Origin of the sequence: Kibdelosporangium phytohabitans (genome assembly GCF_001302585.1) — a bacterium.
In the GTDB taxonomy this organism is placed as follows: Bacteria; Actinomycetota; Actinomycetes; order Mycobacteriales; family Pseudonocardiaceae; genus Kibdelosporangium; species Kibdelosporangium phytohabitans.
Window position 1 is genome coordinate 8,985,192 of sequence record NZ_CP012752.1, and the last position, 14,921, is coordinate 9,000,112.

The 14,921-nt window shown below is 65.8% G+C and carries 17 protein-coding genes and 1 pseudogene; 7 read left to right on the forward strand and 11 right to left on the reverse strand.

The genetic code is table 11. The annotated features are described in order from the left end of the window. Positions 1 to 76: 76 nt before the first annotated feature. The gene (locus AOZ06_RS40010) at positions 77 to 1,327 is read left to right on the forward strand and encodes a CynX/NimT family MFS transporter (RefSeq protein ID WP_054294124.1); all 1,251 of its coding nucleotides are present in this window, start codon (positions 77 to 79) and stop codon (positions 1,325 to 1,327) included. Here AOZ06_RS40010 and AOZ06_RS55180 read toward each other — a convergent pair. Continuing rightward, positions 1,257 to 1,796 (reverse strand): polyphosphate kinase 2 family protein, encoded by a 540-nt coding sequence (locus AOZ06_RS55180; RefSeq protein ID WP_236951896.1) that lies wholly within the window; start codon positions 1,794 to 1,796, stop codon positions 1,257 to 1,259. The genes AOZ06_RS40010 and AOZ06_RS55180 overlap by 71 nt on opposite strands. Positions 1,797 to 2,409: 613 nt before the next feature. Here AOZ06_RS55180 and AOZ06_RS40015 point away from each other — a divergent pair. After that, positions 2,410 to 2,919, forward strand: coding sequence for a 2'-5' RNA ligase family protein (locus AOZ06_RS40015; protein WP_169799043.1), 510 nt, complete (start codon positions 2,410 to 2,412; stop codon positions 2,917 to 2,919). Here the strand turns inward: AOZ06_RS40015 and AOZ06_RS40020 are convergent. The 3 genes from AOZ06_RS40020 to AOZ06_RS40030 all read right to left on the reverse strand — a co-directional run bounded on the left by AOZ06_RS40020 (position 2,909) and on the right by AOZ06_RS40030 (position 5,096). After that, positions 2,909 to 4,045, reverse strand: coding sequence for an MAB_1171c family putative transporter (locus tag AOZ06_RS40020; protein ID WP_054294126.1), 1,137 nt, complete (start codon positions 4,043 to 4,045; stop codon positions 2,909 to 2,911). The genes AOZ06_RS40015 and AOZ06_RS40020 overlap by 11 nt on opposite strands. After that, entirely contained in the window at positions 4,045 to 4,524 is a 480-nt protein-coding gene (locus AOZ06_RS40025) for a hypothetical protein (protein WP_157233504.1), read from the reverse strand. Before AOZ06_RS40025 ends, AOZ06_RS40020 begins: the two co-directional genes overlap by 1 nt. A gap of 149 nt (positions 4,525 to 4,673) precedes the next feature. Beyond that, the gene (locus AOZ06_RS40030) at positions 4,674 to 5,096 is read right to left on the reverse strand and encodes a hypothetical protein (protein ID WP_054294128.1); all 423 of its coding nucleotides are present in this window, start codon (positions 5,094 to 5,096) and stop codon (positions 4,674 to 4,676) included. A 223-nt stretch (positions 5,097 to 5,319) separates the two neighbouring features. On the opposite strand from AOZ06_RS40030, the gene AOZ06_RS40035 reads away from it, so the two are divergent. Beyond that, the gene (locus AOZ06_RS40035) at positions 5,320 to 5,985 is read left to right on the forward strand and encodes a GGDEF domain-containing protein (protein WP_054294129.1); all 666 of its coding nucleotides are present in this window, start codon (positions 5,320 to 5,322) and stop codon (positions 5,983 to 5,985) included. A gap of 204 nt (positions 5,986 to 6,189) precedes the next feature. Here the strand turns inward: AOZ06_RS40035 and AOZ06_RS40040 are convergent, their stop codons facing one another. Further along, entirely contained in the window at positions 6,190 to 6,534 is a 345-nt protein-coding gene (locus AOZ06_RS40040) for a hypothetical protein (RefSeq protein ID WP_054294130.1), read from the reverse strand. Positions 6,535 to 6,701: 167 nt separating this feature from the next. Here AOZ06_RS40040 and AOZ06_RS59345 point away from each other — a divergent pair, with 167 nt between their 5' ends. Next, positions 6,702 to 7,085, forward strand: coding sequence for an IS110 family transposase (locus tag AOZ06_RS59345; RefSeq protein WP_054294131.1), 384 nt, complete (start codon positions 6,702 to 6,704; stop codon positions 7,083 to 7,085). Here the strand turns inward: AOZ06_RS59345 and AOZ06_RS61445 are convergent. From AOZ06_RS61445 to AOZ06_RS57225, 3 genes are all read right to left on the reverse strand, one after another. Further along, complete coding sequence (locus AOZ06_RS61445) at positions 7,073 to 7,207, reverse strand: hypothetical protein (RefSeq protein WP_257721440.1); 135 nt, start codon at positions 7,205 to 7,207, stop codon at positions 7,073 to 7,075. The two genes, AOZ06_RS59345 and AOZ06_RS61445, sit on opposite strands and share 13 nt — an antisense overlap. 69 nt (positions 7,208 to 7,276) lie before the next feature. After that, positions 7,277 to 8,350, reverse strand: a complete 1,074-nt coding sequence (locus AOZ06_RS40050; RefSeq protein WP_054294132.1) for an integrase core domain-containing protein — start codon at positions 8,348 to 8,350, stop codon at positions 7,277 to 7,279. A 127-nt stretch (positions 8,351 to 8,477) separates the two neighbouring features. Continuing rightward, complete coding sequence (locus tag AOZ06_RS57225) at positions 8,478 to 8,657, reverse strand: hypothetical protein (protein ID WP_157233505.1); 180 nt, start codon at positions 8,655 to 8,657, stop codon at positions 8,478 to 8,480. A 67-nt stretch (positions 8,658 to 8,724) separates the two neighbouring features. Here AOZ06_RS57225 and AOZ06_RS40055 point away from each other — a divergent pair, with 67 nt between their 5' ends. Continuing rightward, complete coding sequence (locus AOZ06_RS40055; RefSeq protein ID WP_054294133.1) at positions 8,725 to 9,120, forward strand: low affinity iron permease family protein; 396 nt, start codon at positions 8,725 to 8,727, stop codon at positions 9,118 to 9,120. A gap of 292 nt (positions 9,121 to 9,412) precedes the next feature. Here AOZ06_RS40055 and AOZ06_RS40060 read toward each other — a convergent pair whose 3' ends face one another. Then, positions 9,413 to 10,174 carry a hypothetical protein gene (locus AOZ06_RS40060; protein ID WP_054294134.1) on the reverse strand — a complete coding sequence of 254 codons (762 nt, stop codon included), beginning with the start codon at positions 10,172 to 10,174 and terminating at the stop codon, positions 9,413 to 9,415. Between the two features lie 345 nt (positions 10,175 to 10,519). Between AOZ06_RS40060 and AOZ06_RS61515 the strand changes: the two genes are divergently transcribed. Further along, positions 10,520 to 11,416 (forward strand): integrase core domain-containing protein, encoded by an 897-nt coding sequence (locus tag AOZ06_RS61515; RefSeq protein ID WP_218921860.1) that lies wholly within the window; start codon positions 10,520 to 10,522, stop codon positions 11,414 to 11,416. A 174-nt stretch (positions 11,417 to 11,590) separates the two neighbouring features. Beyond that, positions 11,591 to 12,129: pseudogene (locus AOZ06_RS40070) on the forward strand (IS5 family transposase); the annotation flags it as partial. A gap of 355 nt (positions 12,130 to 12,484) precedes the next feature. Here AOZ06_RS40070 and AOZ06_RS40080 read toward each other — a convergent pair. Both AOZ06_RS40080 and AOZ06_RS40085 read right to left on the reverse strand, forming a co-directional pair. After that, positions 12,485 to 13,147 (reverse strand): nucleoside/nucleotide kinase family protein, encoded by a 663-nt coding sequence (locus tag AOZ06_RS40080; RefSeq protein ID WP_236951898.1) that lies wholly within the window; start codon positions 13,145 to 13,147, stop codon positions 12,485 to 12,487. 267 nt (positions 13,148 to 13,414) lie between these two features. Further along, a complete protein-coding gene (locus AOZ06_RS40085) occupies positions 13,415 to 14,095 on the reverse strand; it encodes an HAD family hydrolase (protein WP_157233506.1) in 681 nt (226 codons plus the stop codon). Positions 14,096 to 14,921 lie beyond the last annotated feature (826 nt).

Consider the following 14,921-nt stretch of genomic DNA (forward strand, 5'->3'; position numbering starts at 1 on the left):
TTCTCGGCGGACCAGCACGTGAGAACACCGTCACAGTTGGTTCGTCCAATCATCCCATGTTTGCCATAGTAGGTCCATGACGTCGCCGAAGCTTGCCTCCGACAGCGGCCTGGAGCTGGAACTCGACGGTGCGATCGAGATACCGCCGTCGAAGGACCGCTCCGCGGCGCTCGCCGGAACCGGTCTGCTCGCGGTGGCTGTGGTGCTGACCGCGCTCAACCTGCGGCCCGCGATCACCAGCGTCGGCCCGCTGCTGGGCGAAGCGCGGGAATCGCTTGGCGCCTCCTCGACCTGGGCTGGCGCGCTTACCACGCTGCCCGCGCTGTGCTTCGCGATTGCCGGGCTCGCCGCGCCGGTGCTCGCGCGCCGCGTCGGCATGGGACCCGCGGTCGGCATCGCGCTCGGCGTGCTCGGCGTCGGGCTGGTCATGCGCGTCCTCGACGGTCCGCTGGTGGTGCTCGGCGGCACGCTGGTGGCCTCGGCCGGGATCGCGTTCGCCAACGTCCTGGTGCCGGTGGTCGTCAAGAACTCGTTCCCGGCGAAGGTCGGGCTGATGACCGGCGTCTACACGGCCGCGCTGCAGGCGGGCGGTGCCATCGGGTCCTCGGTGACGCCGCCGCTCGACACCGCGTTCGGCGGCTGGCGCCCCGCGCTGGTGAGTTGGGCGGCACTGGCAGTGCTCGCGCTCGTGGTGTGGATCTTCGCCACGCGCCGCAAGGCACCCGCCGCGAAGGACGGCGAGAACACGGTCGAGGCCGCGCGTTCGTTGCTGCGCAGCCCGCTCGCGTGGATCATCACGCTCTTCTTCGGCATGCAGGCCTTCCTCGCCTACGTCGTGATGGGCTGGCTGCCGGAGGTCCTGATGGACGCCGGTGTGTCCACGGCGGACGCGGGCCTGCTGCTGGGCCTGATGTCGATCATCGCGGTACCGATCAGCTTGATCGTCCCGCCGATCGCGGCGCGCCAGGGCAGCCAGACGTGGTGGGTCGTCGGGCTGGGCGTGTTCGGGCTCGCCGGCCTGTTCGGCCTGCTGCTCGCACCGTCGGCCTCGCCGCTGCTGTGGTCCGTGCTGGTCGGCTTCGGCATGAGCGTGTTCTCGCTCGCGCTGACCACCATCGCGCTGCGGGCCCGCACCGGCGCGCAGACCGCGAAGCTCTCCGGTATGGCACAAGGCTTCGGCTACCTGATCGGCGCGACCGGCCCGTTCCTGTTCGGCCTCCTGCACGACCTGACCGACGCGTGGACCGTCCCGTTCATCATGCTGATCGTCGTGCTCGGCGTGCAGATCGTCTTCGGCGGCCTCGCGGGCCGCAACAGGTACGTCTAGTTCGCGGTGTCCTTATGTGTCGTCGGGATGCAGTCCTGGCCCATGACTCCAGTGTGCCCGGCGCGATCGGCGTCGGGCTCAGCGAGGCCTCGTCCTCACCTTCTTCCCGCAACGTGGCCGCCGCGCCCACGACGGGTGGGTCCGGTGTGCCGATGACGTCCAGATCCTTGTCGTCGTAGGCGATGCGTGCCAGTAAGCTGCGCATCGCTTCGATCCGAGCGCGTTTCTTGTCGTTGCTCTTGACGACCATCCACGGCGCGCACTCGGTGTCGGTCTCGCGGAACATCGCGACCTTCGCTTCGGTGCAGGCGTCCCAGTAGTCCAGCGACTTGATGTCGTGGGCACTGAGTTCCCACTGCAGCACCGGATCGACCTGGTGGATCAGGAACCGCGTGCGCTGTTCCGCGCGGGACACGGAGAACCACCGCTGGGACATCGGGTACCTGGCGTGCGGGGAATCCACTCCCACGTCAGCCAGGCGATGATCGACCGCTTGCTGGTCGGGCTTCAGCGGCGGTGGGAGCAGTCTGGGAGCAGCGGACCGGCGAACACTACCGAGTCACACATGGGTTCAAGATCGTTTGCTTCCAGTTCGCCCCCGGAACAGCAGAAAGGCCTGCCGGTGATGATCACCAACAGGCCGTCTGACCAGTGTGTATAACTGGTGGGCGATACTGGGATTGAACCAGTGACCCCTACCGTGTCAACGTACGACAACAAGACGTCTGACCTGCGGAAACACGACTTCTGCACGTCATGACAGGTCCGTTGACATTCGTTGAGTGCAGATGAGGCCGGTCCAACGCGCCGGGTTGCTCCCAACCTGCTCCCACGCAGCGCTCCCAACGGGGGCAGGCAGAGAGCCTCGTTGTTGACAGACATGACTCGGATGCACGATGCGTTGCGACCCCTTAACTCAAATCAATGCCTCACCGTCCGCCGACACGACCATCTCTGCGGAATCCTTCATGAGTACCGACGTGTCATTTGACCTGGATGGACGTGGTTTTCGGCACGCACAGGCAACCGGGCCAAGTATAAGATCGACGATAGCGGAAGCACACTGCAGGGGAAGGTGCGCTGTGCCAACACCAGGGCAGACGGCGATCGTGGTCCCGGTTCCGGCTGCGGACCGGTTGCTGTGGGAGGTGTCGGGCACTCATCCTCAGGCAGTTCGGGAGGGCGTCGCCGCGCATGTGTCGCTGCTGTACCCGTTCCTTGATGTGTCTCATGTGGACGAAGAGGTGCTCGGGTGGCTGCGGGAGTTCGCCGCGAGGACGCAACCGATCGCTGTGGAGTTCCTCGACGTGTTGTCCACGCCGGGATTCGTGCACTTGCCGGTACCCGCGTTGCGGTCGCTGGCCGCCGGAATCCGGGCGCGGTGGCCGCAGGTGGTGCCCTACGGCGGCAGGTTCGGCGCCGACCCGCTTCCGCATGTCACGCTCGCGATGGGTCTTCGGGCCGAGGATGGTGCGGCGGTCGCGGAGCGGGTCCGCCGGTTCCTGCCGCTCACCGGTTCGGCCGACCGTGTGTGGATCGTGGCCTACGACGACGGGTGGGACCTGGTGGAGGCGTTTCCGCTCAGCGGGTAGACGGCGGCCGGCCGCTTGCGTCCTGCTGCCGGACGAAGGCGCGGGCGAGTTGGGTCAGCCAGGTGATTTCGGTGTCGAAGTCGACCTGCCCGGTGTCGTCGGGCCGGCTACGAGACGGTGCCGGTTCGGGTGCAGGCAGCGGGTTCCGCCGGGTTCGGCGCAGTGCGATGTGCAGTTGCTCGGCAGCGCCGCCGGGGTCACCGGCCACCTCGCCGTCCGGCGCGACGGCGAGGATGCCGTCTCGTATCTCGATTACCTGCCGATACAGCTGGAATCGCAGCGGTGGCTGCGCGGGCGCCTTCTCACCAGGGTCGAACGCGATCTCGGGGCGGGCCTCGACCAGTGCTGCCCAGAGCGGGCGTAGGCGACGGTAGGCCCGTCGGTCGTGCCACCAGGCCAGCGCCGCGCCCACTGCCGGGACACTGAAACCAACGATGATCATGAGTACCGACAGGGCAGGCGTCCCCACGGCCAAGGTGCACGGGATCGTGCTGAACGGGCCGGAACAGAACGCCTCGGCGGGCCGGCCGGTGAGGACTTCACGACCCACCTCGAACACCTTGTACGCCAGGTAGGCCAGGGCCAGGACGCTGCCGAACGTCATCAGTACCAAGCCGACCCGGAGAAAGCCGCGGGCGGGCAGAACTGCGCGGGCGGCGAGCCTGCCGACGTCGAACACGGCGTACCCGAGGTACAGCGAGTAGGTCAGGGCGTAGAGGACCAGGGTGGGGTGGCTGCGATAGAGCCCGCCGAACAGACCGAGCCCTTCCCGTAACGGGCCTGCTGCGAAGAACGACGCGACGAGCACCAAGACTGCGACGCCGAGCGGGAAGGCCCGGGTGCGGACTCGGTGTGCCCGCCGGTCCACATTGGAAGTGGTGAGTGCGTCGACGAGCAGGCAGACGCCATAGGCCGCGATCATGGTCGCGACGTTGGAGGCCAACCGGCCCAGACTCGGCCAGAGCTGGCTTTCCACCACCTGGCTGGCAGGAGCGAGCAGGAAGAGCGCGGCGCCGAGCGCGGCCGACGTGACCACTACGGGGGTGACGTGTTTCCGGCGGACCACATGCCACAGCGCTGCGGTGAAGCAGATCGCGGCAACCAGGTAGAACAGCAGACTGATCATCAGGTCAGCAGATCCCGCCATCGGTCGACGTGAGCGGGTACTGCGGCCGCGTCCCGGCCTCGGCTGAGCACCATGGAGGCGAACAGTTCCGCCTGGCGCTCGTGCTCGTCGAGGTAGACCGTCCGGCCGAGGACACGCTGGATGAGTTGTGGGGACAATGCCGGCAACAGCGCCCGTACCGCAGACTCGTCGATGGCGGGCAGGCTCGCGTGGTGACCGAACACGAGGTGACCGATCTCGTGCAGTGCGATGTGGTCCGCGTGCACGGTGGAGGTGTTGGCCGCGTAGTACACGTATTCCACGTCGTCCGTGCTGATCAACATTCCACACGGGGTCCCAGGCCCGAGCCGCACCGCGACCAGTTCGATCGCCTTGCCGCGCTTTCGTGCCAGGGTCGTGACGAAGTCGTGCAGGTGGAACGGGCTGGGAATGTCGAGCTGGGACAGGACGGCCTCGCAGCGAGACCACATCTCGTCCACACCTCCACCTCCTTGCGGCCACCGCATCACCAGCCGCCGGCAGAGCGGTTGCCCGGCGTGGCCGTTGGGAAGCTCAGCGTTGCGCATCGCAGGGGGGCGCGGCAAGGGTGGACGCGTTCACAGTCCACCGACAGGACTGCCGGATACCGTCATTTGCCTTCCTCATCCTTCCTCCTGCGGCCGATGTCCTCGATCAGCCGGAGCACCTCCTGCAGGTCGATCTCGTCGAGGGTGGTCGCCCGCAGGGCGACCTGGCGAACACCGGCGTTGCGCAGGGCGATGGCGAGATCGAGGTTGGCGCGGATCTCGGCGGCTCTGGCCGCGTCGAAGAAGAACTCGACCGGCACGTCGAAGAACCGGGCCAGCGCTTCGATGTGCCGCTTGGTGGGGTTGACGCGTTGTCCCTTCCGCAGGAGGGAGACGTACTGCTTGGAGAAGGATTCGCCTGTCTGTTCCGCGCACCACCGGGCGACCTCTTCCATGCTGTGTTCGGTGCCGTCCGGCCTTCGGATGGTCCGGAACAGGTAATCGATCTTGTCTGCCAGGGAACCGCCTGTCTCCGGCTCGGACATGGGATGCACCTCCTTGTGCTCGACGTGGTCCCGCGACCCATCCGGCTCCCCCGGTGAGCTTGCTCCGATCGGGTAGTGCGTCCCCGCATGCGCCCATCCTGGTTGACAGTGTCACTCGTCGGGTCCAGCCTGTCTAGGCAAGATGTCAACTGATGTGGACGTCCCGCCATAACTGTAGATCTCGGCCCGGCAGTTCGGGCCGAGCGCGATCACAGGGGGCTCAGTGGAGGAATCAGGATCTGCGAGATGCCACTCGTGCGGCGGTCCGCTCGATGGCCGATGGGCACTCGACGCTCGCACCGGTCTGCTGAACTGGCCGAGCTGGACCGAGGAGGCGCTGAAGTGGTTGCACGGACGGTTGCCTGCCGAGGCGCTGCTGATGGTCGACCTGGACCACTTCAAGTCCGTCAACGACCGCTTCGGGCACCTGGCAGGCGACACCGTGCTGCTGGCGGCGGCCGAAGTCCTCCGGTCCTGCACCCGGCGTGGCGATCTGCTTGGCCGCTACGGGGGCGACGAGTTCGTCGTGTTGCTGTCGGCGGCCGGCCATGCCGAGGCAATCACTGTGGCAGAACGGATCGGCCAGTGTGTCCGTGAGCTGACTGTCGGAGCCGTCGCGGTCGAGGGTGCCCCTGTGACGATTCGTGGGCTGTCGGTCTCGATCGGCCTGGCCGTCGCCGACACCCCGTCGGACCTGCGCGAACTCCTGCTGGCGGCCGACACGGCCCTGCTTACCGCCAAGCGTGCGGGCCGCGATCAAGTTTCCGTTGCCGCGCACGGCATTCCGCGCCAGCGGGCAGAACTCGACAGCGAGTGCTCGTTCGCGCCCCTGGTGGTTGGCGCGCCGCTCGCCAGGGCGTTCGCAGGTCATGGATCCGCGAACCGCTAGCCACCACAAGGAAAAGGGCAGCAAAGCCGAACATGCAGAACAAGACCAGGACCTGGCGACCAGAGTGGATCGGGAGGGGGCACGTGAGGGGCTGTGGACACGCGAACACCAAAGCTTGCCCACAGCCCCTCACTGCGGCTTTGACACAAAGATCCTGCCGGCCTGATCAGCGGTCCTTGCCGGACAGTGAGCGGCCCGGCCGGGTCAGACACCCTCGGACGCCCGCTCGATGGCGGTCCGGTAGTTGCGTGCCGTGTTCACCACGCAGACCCGGTACGTCCAGTGCCTTGCACGGTGCGGAAGTAGTCGGCGAGATTTCGCGCGTACTTCACCAGGTATGCCGGCCCGGCGGACGAACCCGGGCGGTTTAGGTACCAGGGAGAATGCCTCCGAGCAGCGCAGGATCGAGTCGGTGGCCGTGGAAGGGACGTCGGCGAGGTCGTTGTTCATGGTCCACCTGCCTGCCAGCTCCGGCGTCCAGATCGCGGTGGCCACCGACCGCGGAGCGTCCTGTTCCTCCGGCGTCGGGTCGGCGGTAACCGCGTCCACGTTTGCGGCGCTAGCCTGGGATGCGTCGGGTGATGCGACGGCCGTACCAGCTTCTCCGGCACCCGCGCGAGACTTGGTGACCGAGTGGGGTTGTGGCCTCTTGCCTGTTGATCGTGGGGCAAGCGGGGCTATCGCCGGGGGACGCGTCCTGTTAGGACAAGGCGTGGGTGCCGTTGGCGGCTTGGTTTCGCCGCCAGCTCGCCACCGTGGTCATGGTGCCACCAGAGCAGTCGGCCGACCTGCGGTCCTACTACGCCAAGCACACCAAGTCCGACCGGCTGGATTCAAAGATCCTGGCCAAGCTGCCACTGCTGCATCTCGAAGGGCTGCACACCGCTGTCGGTCTCGGGCCGGGAGAACCGCTGCGGCGGGCGGTCAAACTACGGTCCAACGTGATCAAAAGACGCACCGGCGTGCTGGCCCGGCTGGATGCCCTGCTGGAACTGCTCGGACCTGCCTGGCATGCGGCTCTGGGAGAAGACCTGGTGAACAGAACGTCGCCGATCAGCCACTCGTTGTCCCAGTGCCTGCCCGAGTATCACGTCGGGTAGAGGATCGCGTTGCTCTTGTCCTCGTTCAGCGTCCCGTACGTCCGGTACGCGATCCGCGCGGGCCGTAGCGTCCGGCCGCAGGTCAGAGCGAAGTTCTCGCTCTCGAAGACGTCGTGCCGCACGTCGCGCCCGTACTCCTGTACCGTGCCAAAACGTACGAATTAGCCTGTGAGCTGCGGTTTGTGGTCGGTTCAGGCAGCGCGTCTGTATTCGTTGATCACTCCGCCCAGGACGCGATGTCGGCGGATCGGGTCATCGAGTGAGATCAAGACGGCAGGTTCGTGGTTGGGTGGGCGTTGCTCACGGGCCTGGTGTGGACGGTGATCGTTGTAGTGCCGTACGAACTGTTCGAGCACTGTGATGGCATGCCGTTCGTTGTAGATCAGCATCTGGTCGGTGCACTCGGATCGGACGGTGCGCACGAACCTTTCCGCGTAACAGTTTGCTCGGGGCGTTCGCGGTGGGGACTTCACCGTGTCGATGCCCTCGGAGGCGAACACCGCGTCGAACGACGTAGCGTATTTAGTGTCTCGATCGCGGATGAGAAACTGGAAACTGGAGATCCGCTCGTCGAGGGTCATCAGCAGGTTGCGGGCGGCTTGCGTAGTCCACGCTGCGGTTGGATGTGCGGTTGCGCCGAGGATGTGGACCCGGCGGGTGCGGACCTCCATCACGAACAACACATACAGGCGACGCAGGCTGATGGTGTCCAGATGGAAGAAGTCGGTGGCCAGCAGGCCCGTTGCTTGGGCGCGCAGGAAGGTGCGCCAACTGGTGTCCGGCTGTCGAGGTGCGGGGCCGATGCGGGCGGCGGCGAGGATGCGGCGGATCCTGCCCGCACCGATGTGGTGTCCGAGCCGGGCGAGTTCTCCCTGTACGCGGCGATGTCCCCACCGAGGATTCTCCTGGGCCAACCGCACGATCAACTCGCGGAGTTCGTCAGTGATCGGTGGGCGTCCTGGTGGGTTCGGGTAGGTCCATGTCCGGGTGATGAGACGGCGATGCCAGGCCAGCAGCGTGCCGGGTGTCGCGATGCGGTGTCGGCGCAGTTCGCGGGGCAGCAGTCGCGTCAGTGCCGACAGGATCGCGCGATCCGGCCACTCGGGACGTGGTCGGCCGACCTGGCGGCGCAGGACCGACACTTCGTGACGCAACACCAGGATCTCGACATCCTTGGTGGCGGAGCGTCGGAGGAGTAAAGCCAGCCAGCCGACCAATCGCACTGTGATCAAGTAGATCAGTCGAAACAGCACGTTGGTGAGCATCGCACGAGCCTCGTACGGGACAAAACGGCAGGTCACCGGGTCAGAAGTCGAGTTATGGCACGGTACAGGGCGGTAGCGGTACAGACAGCGTCGATTGTGTACGAGAGGCCGCCGGAGGCGAGCAGTGTCACGGGGCGGGGCCCGTATGAGCAGCGAGTCCGGGGAACACGAAGATTCCGCCCCAGCCAAGGGCGATGTGGATCGGGACGCCGATCCGGCGGGGTGCGTTCGGTCGCACCGTCCTGAGCGTGATCCCGGTGATCGCGCTACCCCGCACCATCGCCAGAACGAGGTGTCGGTAGATCACGTTGTGCCAGCATGGGCGGCCCGCGAACAGCGGGGCGGTAGAGCCGGTGCTTCGCTACTTTGTAGCGATGCAGCACACTCCCGCCGCAGAGAGCCGTAAGGGCGGAGATCGACGCTCGCCGTTCGACCGGTTCGTTGAATGGTCCCACAGCAAAGCGAGCCAGGCGCCGTTCTTCTTCGTGTGCGCGGGCATTGTCGTCACCTGGCTGATCAGTTTGCCGTTGTGGACGGACCTCAAGGAATGGCAAACGGCCATCCACACGGTCCCCAGTGTCGTCACGCTGCTTCTGGTGGTGTTGCTGGAGAACGCCAGCCGCCGCGCCGACGAAGCCGCACAGGAGAAACTCAACGTCATCGCCACCGCACTGGCCGCGCTGATGGCCTCGAACGCAGACACCGATCCCGACCTGCGGAAGGCCGCGCACGCCTTGCGCGACGCCGCCGGCCTCGAGGAACGCCACTGAGAAGCGAGCGTAATGATCACGAGCCGACGTCAATGTGCAGAACGGCAGGTACCGGGGCTTCACGGTCGCGTCCCTCCATTGGATCAGATGACCCGCAGTGCCGGGACCAGAATGCATGACCAAGTCACGCGGCTATGTCCTGTGGGCCGGCCTGCGCGACAGGGATCCCTCGCCCCACGCGGAAGCCCACCCCTGTGGATAGCGCCGATCTGGGTGAGGCGAACAGGGGCGGGAGCCGGGCCACCTCGTGAATGTGGTGGCCCGGTGTGTTTGTTGTGGTGGAACGTTTTTGTTATCCGATGCATCCCGGAACGGGGGACGGGCTGCTGACGCAGTTGGTCGGGGTGTTCGCTGTCACCGTGGTGGTGTTGAGCGATGCCGATCCGGCGACGTAGTAGATCCCGCCGGGGTTCACGGTCGCGGTGTTGGTGTTGACCACGCTGCTGGTGAGGGTGAGCGTGCCGTTGACGCTGGCGATACCGGCGCCTTGATGGGCGGTGTTGCTCTTGACGGTGCTGCTGGTGAACGTCGCCGCGGCCGGGGTGCCCGTGCTGTGGAGGGCACCGCCGCGGCCGCCGGCGGTGTTGCCGGACAGTTCGCTGCCGGTCAGGGTGACCGCACCGAAGTTGAGGATGCCGCCGCCGTCGTTATGGCCGACCGTGGCTGCGTTGCCGCCGCTGACGGTGACCGCCTTGAGCGTGATTCCGCCGGTGGGGCCGACTTGGGCGATGCGGAACGCGGGCGCCACGGTGGAACGGGCGATGGTGTTGGCGTTGCCTTCAAGTGTGACAGGCGTGGTGATGATCGGCAGCCCGGCAGGACCGTTCACACCGTCGTCGCCATGGCTTGCGGTGAGGGTGTACGTGCAGCCCGGGGTCAGGGTCACCGTCCCGCCACCGGCCGCGTTGGCCGAGGTGACCGCGGTGACCAGCGCTGTCTCGGTGCACGGGACGGACGCGTTCTGGGCTTGGGCCGCCGTGGGGAGAAGGAGGGCCGTGCCGGTGGTCAGAACAGCGACCCCGGCAAGGGCAAGAATTGTGCGATTGTATCGCATAGTGACTTTCATGAAACTGAGACCGATGGTGGTTGAGCAAGAACTCAAACGTCCCGCAGGAGCGGTCACCGGCGGTCAGGAACAACCACCTCGAACACTACACCACCACTCTGGAATAGCGAGACCTATCGGGCTCCCCACTCATGATTATTACACTAAACCTGCCGGTCTGTGAGATACCAGACCCAATCAGCAGGTTTATGTTCAGCACGGTTGATCCTCGGTTGGCTCTAGTCGTTCACCTCCACCGGTCCGGGTTGTTGCGTCGAGGTCATATCTTCGACGCAACAACCCACTCCCTAGCGCGGACACCACGTTGAGCTACAGACAAAGGTGGTCAGGACGGTGGAGATCGACCACCCGCTGTGGGCGGGCGTGTGCCCACGACCAAGCCGGGACCGTAGACGCCGTGGCGCCGGATTGGTGTGGTCAGCAGGAGCAGACGCCACCGTTGTTGACTCCGGCGACGCCGTTGGCGCCGACGATTCCGTTGGCACCGAGGACGATGTTGATGACGTTCACGCCCGTTCCGCCGTTGATACCTCCGGAGTTACCGACCCCACCGGCACCCAGCGCGCCGCCGAGACCGCGAGCTCCACCGGGTCCGGCGCAGCCGGTGCCACCGTTGCCGCCAGCGCCACCGTTACCACCCTTGCCGCCGGTGGCGGTGATGTTGTCGGCGCCCGCATCGCCGTTGACGGTCCCGGAGTTACCGATCCCACCAGCCCCGCCGGCACCGCCCACGCCGCCAGGCTGTGGGTGGCTCAGGTGGCCCGCGGTCTCGCCGGTGATCTGGAGGACGCCGGGCACCGATTCAGACACCTGATTCGCGACCGCGACGCGAAGTCCGGTGCCGCCTTCGACGCGGTCTTCGCCTCCATTGGCGTCGAGATCGTGCTCACCGCACCGCAAGCCCCGCGGATGAACGCCTTCACCGAACGCTGGATCGGCTCCCTCCGCCGAGAGTGCACCGACCGGATCCTCATCACCGGACAACGCCACCTACACCACGTGCTCGACATCTACGTCGCCCATCACAACGCCGGGCGCAGCCACCAAGGCGACGGGATGCTTCTGCGTGCTCCCAACGACGAACCGAACACGATCCCGTTCCCGCCCCCGAATCGACACGATCCGACGCCGACAGCGTCTCGGCGGATTGCTCAACGAGTACCGGCCAGCCGCGTAAAAGCCCAGACCAGAACCGGCAACCGAGTTTTCGACCAGTACAGGCTGTTTTGAGTCAAAATAGACACAGTTATGAATCTAGAACCCTTCGAAACCTACATCGAATCTCACCTTGGCCGTGAATATGACTACGATTTATGGATGGACGAGCTGTGAGACGTCGTCACGGCATATTTAACTAAGAGGGTGTCTCATGTGGTTGATCATGGTGTGTCATGATCAACCGGGGTGGTGGATGATCTGTCGCGACGGTTGGTGCCGGATGAGTTGTGGGCGTTGGCGCGGCCGTTGATTCCTGGGTTTGGCGTGCGTCCGCAGGGCGGTGGAACGGCGCCGGTGGATGACCGGGCGGTGTTCACCGCGATCGTGCTCGTGTTGACCAGTGGCTGTGCCTGGCGACTGTTGCCGCTGTCGTTCGGGGTCACCGTTCCCACGGCGCATCGCCGGTTCAGCGAGTGGACCAAGGCCGGGCTGTGGTGCCGGTTGCATCGCGCGGTGCTGGACGAGTTGGGCAGCCAAGGCATGATCGACTGGTCCCGGGCGGTCCTGGACGGAGCATCCGTCCGGGCCAAAAACGGGGATCCATGACCGGACCGAACCCGGTCGACCGGGGCAAGACCGGATTGAAGATCCACGTGCTGACCGACCGCGCGGGGATCCCGTTGCCGGTGGCCGTGTCCGCCGCCAACACCAACGACTCCTCCGCCCTCAAACCCGTGGTGATGGCGATCCCCGCGGTCAAGTCCCGGCGCGGACCCCGACGCCGAAACCAAACAGCAGACCGGACGCCAGCAACTGTTCGAACGCCTCCTCAAGCGAATCGACACCAACGAGGCATCATGACCACTTGACAAAGATCACCCGCATAATGTCGCGAAGCGGTCGCACCCGTCGGCGGTCCTGATGAAAGCCCGGCTGCTGGTCACCACGGCGGGGCATCAGCGGCCCGGCCCGGGGGACGTGGCGAGCACGTGCCGGGTGATGCCGGCGTAGGTGTCGCCGTCCTCGACCGTCCATTCGCGAAACGCGGCGTCGACCGCGTTCATCGGGTCGTCAGAGGAGGTGGCGACGTCGGTTATTCAACCGTTCGGATGCGCCCCGGGCCATTGTCCTGTGATCGAGTCACTCTGTCCGGGTGGGGGTCGCTGGCCGGGTAATACGCGGTGTGCCGAGGTGGTTGTTGTCGATCACGACGGACGCAACGTTGTGGGGCTGGCACTGGTTGAGGTAGAGGAGTTGGCCCTGGACGTAGCGTTGGTTGGAGGGGGCCGCCGGGTCGGGGTCCAGATCGCCTCGTTCGGCGGCTCGTGCGAGCGACACGGCGAAATCGACGTGGAGAAAGATGCTGTAGTCCCAGCAGGAGTGCAGTCCGGGCCTGTGCAGGAAGATCCCGTCGATGATGAGGATCGCGTCATGGGGTGCGTGCGCCCAGGTCGGCTCGACCGGCTGATCAGTCTCGTGGTCGAAGGCGTGAGTGCAGTAGCGACGGTCGCCGGCCGGACTGAGAGGGTCCAGCAGCATCGTGCGCAGCTGCGCGTAGTCGTAGGAGTCGTGGAAGAAGCCGTCGGGAGAGTCTCGGCCGCGGCGGTGGCGGACGTGTCGTGGGTGGTGGAATCCATCGACACCTGCGCGGATGGTTGGCCGTCCCGTCGGTGTGATGGCGTCGGCGAGTTCGTCGGCAAACGTCGTCTTGCCCGCGCCGTCGACGCCGTCCACCCCCACTCGGATGACACGGTCCGGATGTAGTGTGGCCACGCTCGCGGCAATCTCCGCGAGGACGGCCATGCGCTGCGGTGTGTGAATCACCATGTCGAAAATACCCCGTCCCATCAGAGGTGTTGGTCGTTTCCCGACGGCTGAGCTCCGCGACGCAGGTCGGTCCAGTCTCCGGCGGAGACCAGTAGCCAGCGGACGGCAGAACTGACGCCGATGCCGAGCCGGTTACTGGCTGGTCAGGTGCTGGGCGGTTTGATCGGCGCGAGAGTGAATGTCTTGTCTGGATCGGCCGGGGTCCGGACCTAGTGGCCCGAGGTGACCACGAGCCCCTCGGCGTCAGCTTTGGCACTTACCTGTGGAAGGTTTGATGGTGTTGGTGTGCGACGGGATGAGCGCGCGGGCGAGATCGTAGGCTTCGGCGAGGTTGTTGCCCTGATAACAGGTGGTGGCGAGTCCTTGGAGATGGTGGTCGGCGTTGACCGCGACTGTCATGTCCAGGTGGCGGAACAGAGGTTCGTCGGACATCGAGTCGCCGTATGCGATGCAACGGGATCGGGGCAGTCCGTAGCGGTTGCGAAGGTCCTCAACGATGGTGACCTTGTCGTCGGGGGTCAGGATCCCTGCTGGATCGATCGGTTCGGCGAAGGGCGGTGCCGGGAACCGCGAGGCCACGACCTCGTCGAACCCTAGATTGAGCAGGTGTGAGGCGAAGAAGTCCGGGGACATGGTGATCACCGCCGACCACTCGCCCCGACGGCGGATGTCGGCACACACTTCCGGGATCCCGGTCAGCCACGGACTGGCCGCGAACGCGGCCGCCACGACCGCGGGTGTCAAGTCCCGCCACATCTCGTGGACGGCGACAGCGAACCCGCGCGTATCCACCTCACCCGCGGCGAATCGAGCTTCCAGGACAGTCAGGTCGTCGACGGCGCCCAACACCCTGGCCACCTGCACGCTGGCCGTGGTTCCGCCGAGCAACGTGCCGTCCATGTCGAAGACGTGCAAGATCCCCACACCCGTGATTCTCACCAACCACCAGCGGTAAGGCGAACGAATTCCGCCGCGCTGAGGATCTTCCATACGCAGCGTTGATGCCGAGGACGAGGAGTTCGCCGTGGATGCGGCGGTAGCCCCAGCTCGGGTTCGCCTGGGCCAGGCGCAGGACCAGAGTTCGTATTGATCTTATGGTGCGGGGCCGGCCCCGGGCGTTTCGGTCGGGATGCCTTGGCATGGCGTCGGCGGACCATGTCGCGATGCCAGCGCAGGATCGTATCCGGGCGGACCAGCAGTCGGAGTCTGTGCAAGGTCTGGCGTGGTAGTCGGTGCAGGAGCGCGGCGAGTAACGCCCTGTCAGTCGGGCTGAATCGCACCCTGGTGTCGCCGAGTTGCCGTTGCAGCACTGCGATCTGGTGCCGCAACACCAGGATCTCGATGTCCTTGTCCCGGTCGTTCATCGGGAGCAGGCGGAGCATGGCGAAGGTGTTGGTCAGCCGAAGTAGGCCAGTCGCAGCAGCACGACCCATCATCCTGCCGTGCTGTTCCCTGCGCGCATGCGGCGACGGAGTCGATGTTGGTGACACCGTCTGACCAGTACGGATGAGGTTTTCGGCCATCGCAGGTGTACACCACCAACATCTGACGGGTCTGCTGGCCGCTGCAGATTCGGGCCATGTCCGCTCTGGGCGGCGCTGTCAGCGTCCTGAGTGTCCGTTGGCGTTTCGCTGACGTATGAAGTGGGCAGTATCGGTATTCTATCCAGTTAACTCGCGATCGCCTTGGCCCGCGCGCTGGCGGGGGTCATGTTGGCTGATTGGTGTTGATGAACATGGCTAGACGTCGA

Excerpts from the sequence above, each read along its gene's own strand:
- AOZ06_RS40060 (WP_054294134.1), bottom strand. The coding sequence starts at position 10,174 with ATGCGATACAATCGCACAATTCTTGCCCTTGCCGGGGTCGCTGTTCTG.
- AOZ06_RS40010 (WP_054294124.1), top strand. The coding sequence starts at position 77 with ATGACGTCGCCGAAGCTTGCCTCCGACAGCGGCCTGGAGCTGGAACTC.
- AOZ06_RS40080 (WP_236951898.1), bottom strand. The coding sequence starts at position 13,147 with ATGGCCGTCCTCGCGGAGATTGCCGCGAGCGTGGCCACACTACATCCG.
- AOZ06_RS40050 (WP_054294132.1), bottom strand. The coding sequence starts at position 8,350 with ATGCTCACCAACGTGCTGTTTCGACTGATCTACTTGATCACAGTGCGA.
- AOZ06_RS40055 (WP_054294133.1), top strand. The coding sequence starts at position 8,725 with ATGCAGCACACTCCCGCCGCAGAGAGCCGTAAGGGCGGAGATCGACGC.
- AOZ06_RS40030 (WP_054294128.1), bottom strand. The coding sequence starts at position 5,096 with ATGTCCGAGCCGGAGACAGGCGGTTCCCTGGCAGACAAGATCGATTAC.
- AOZ06_RS40020 (WP_054294126.1), bottom strand. The coding sequence starts at position 4,045 with ATGATCAGTCTGCTGTTCTACCTGGTTGCCGCGATCTGCTTCACCGCA.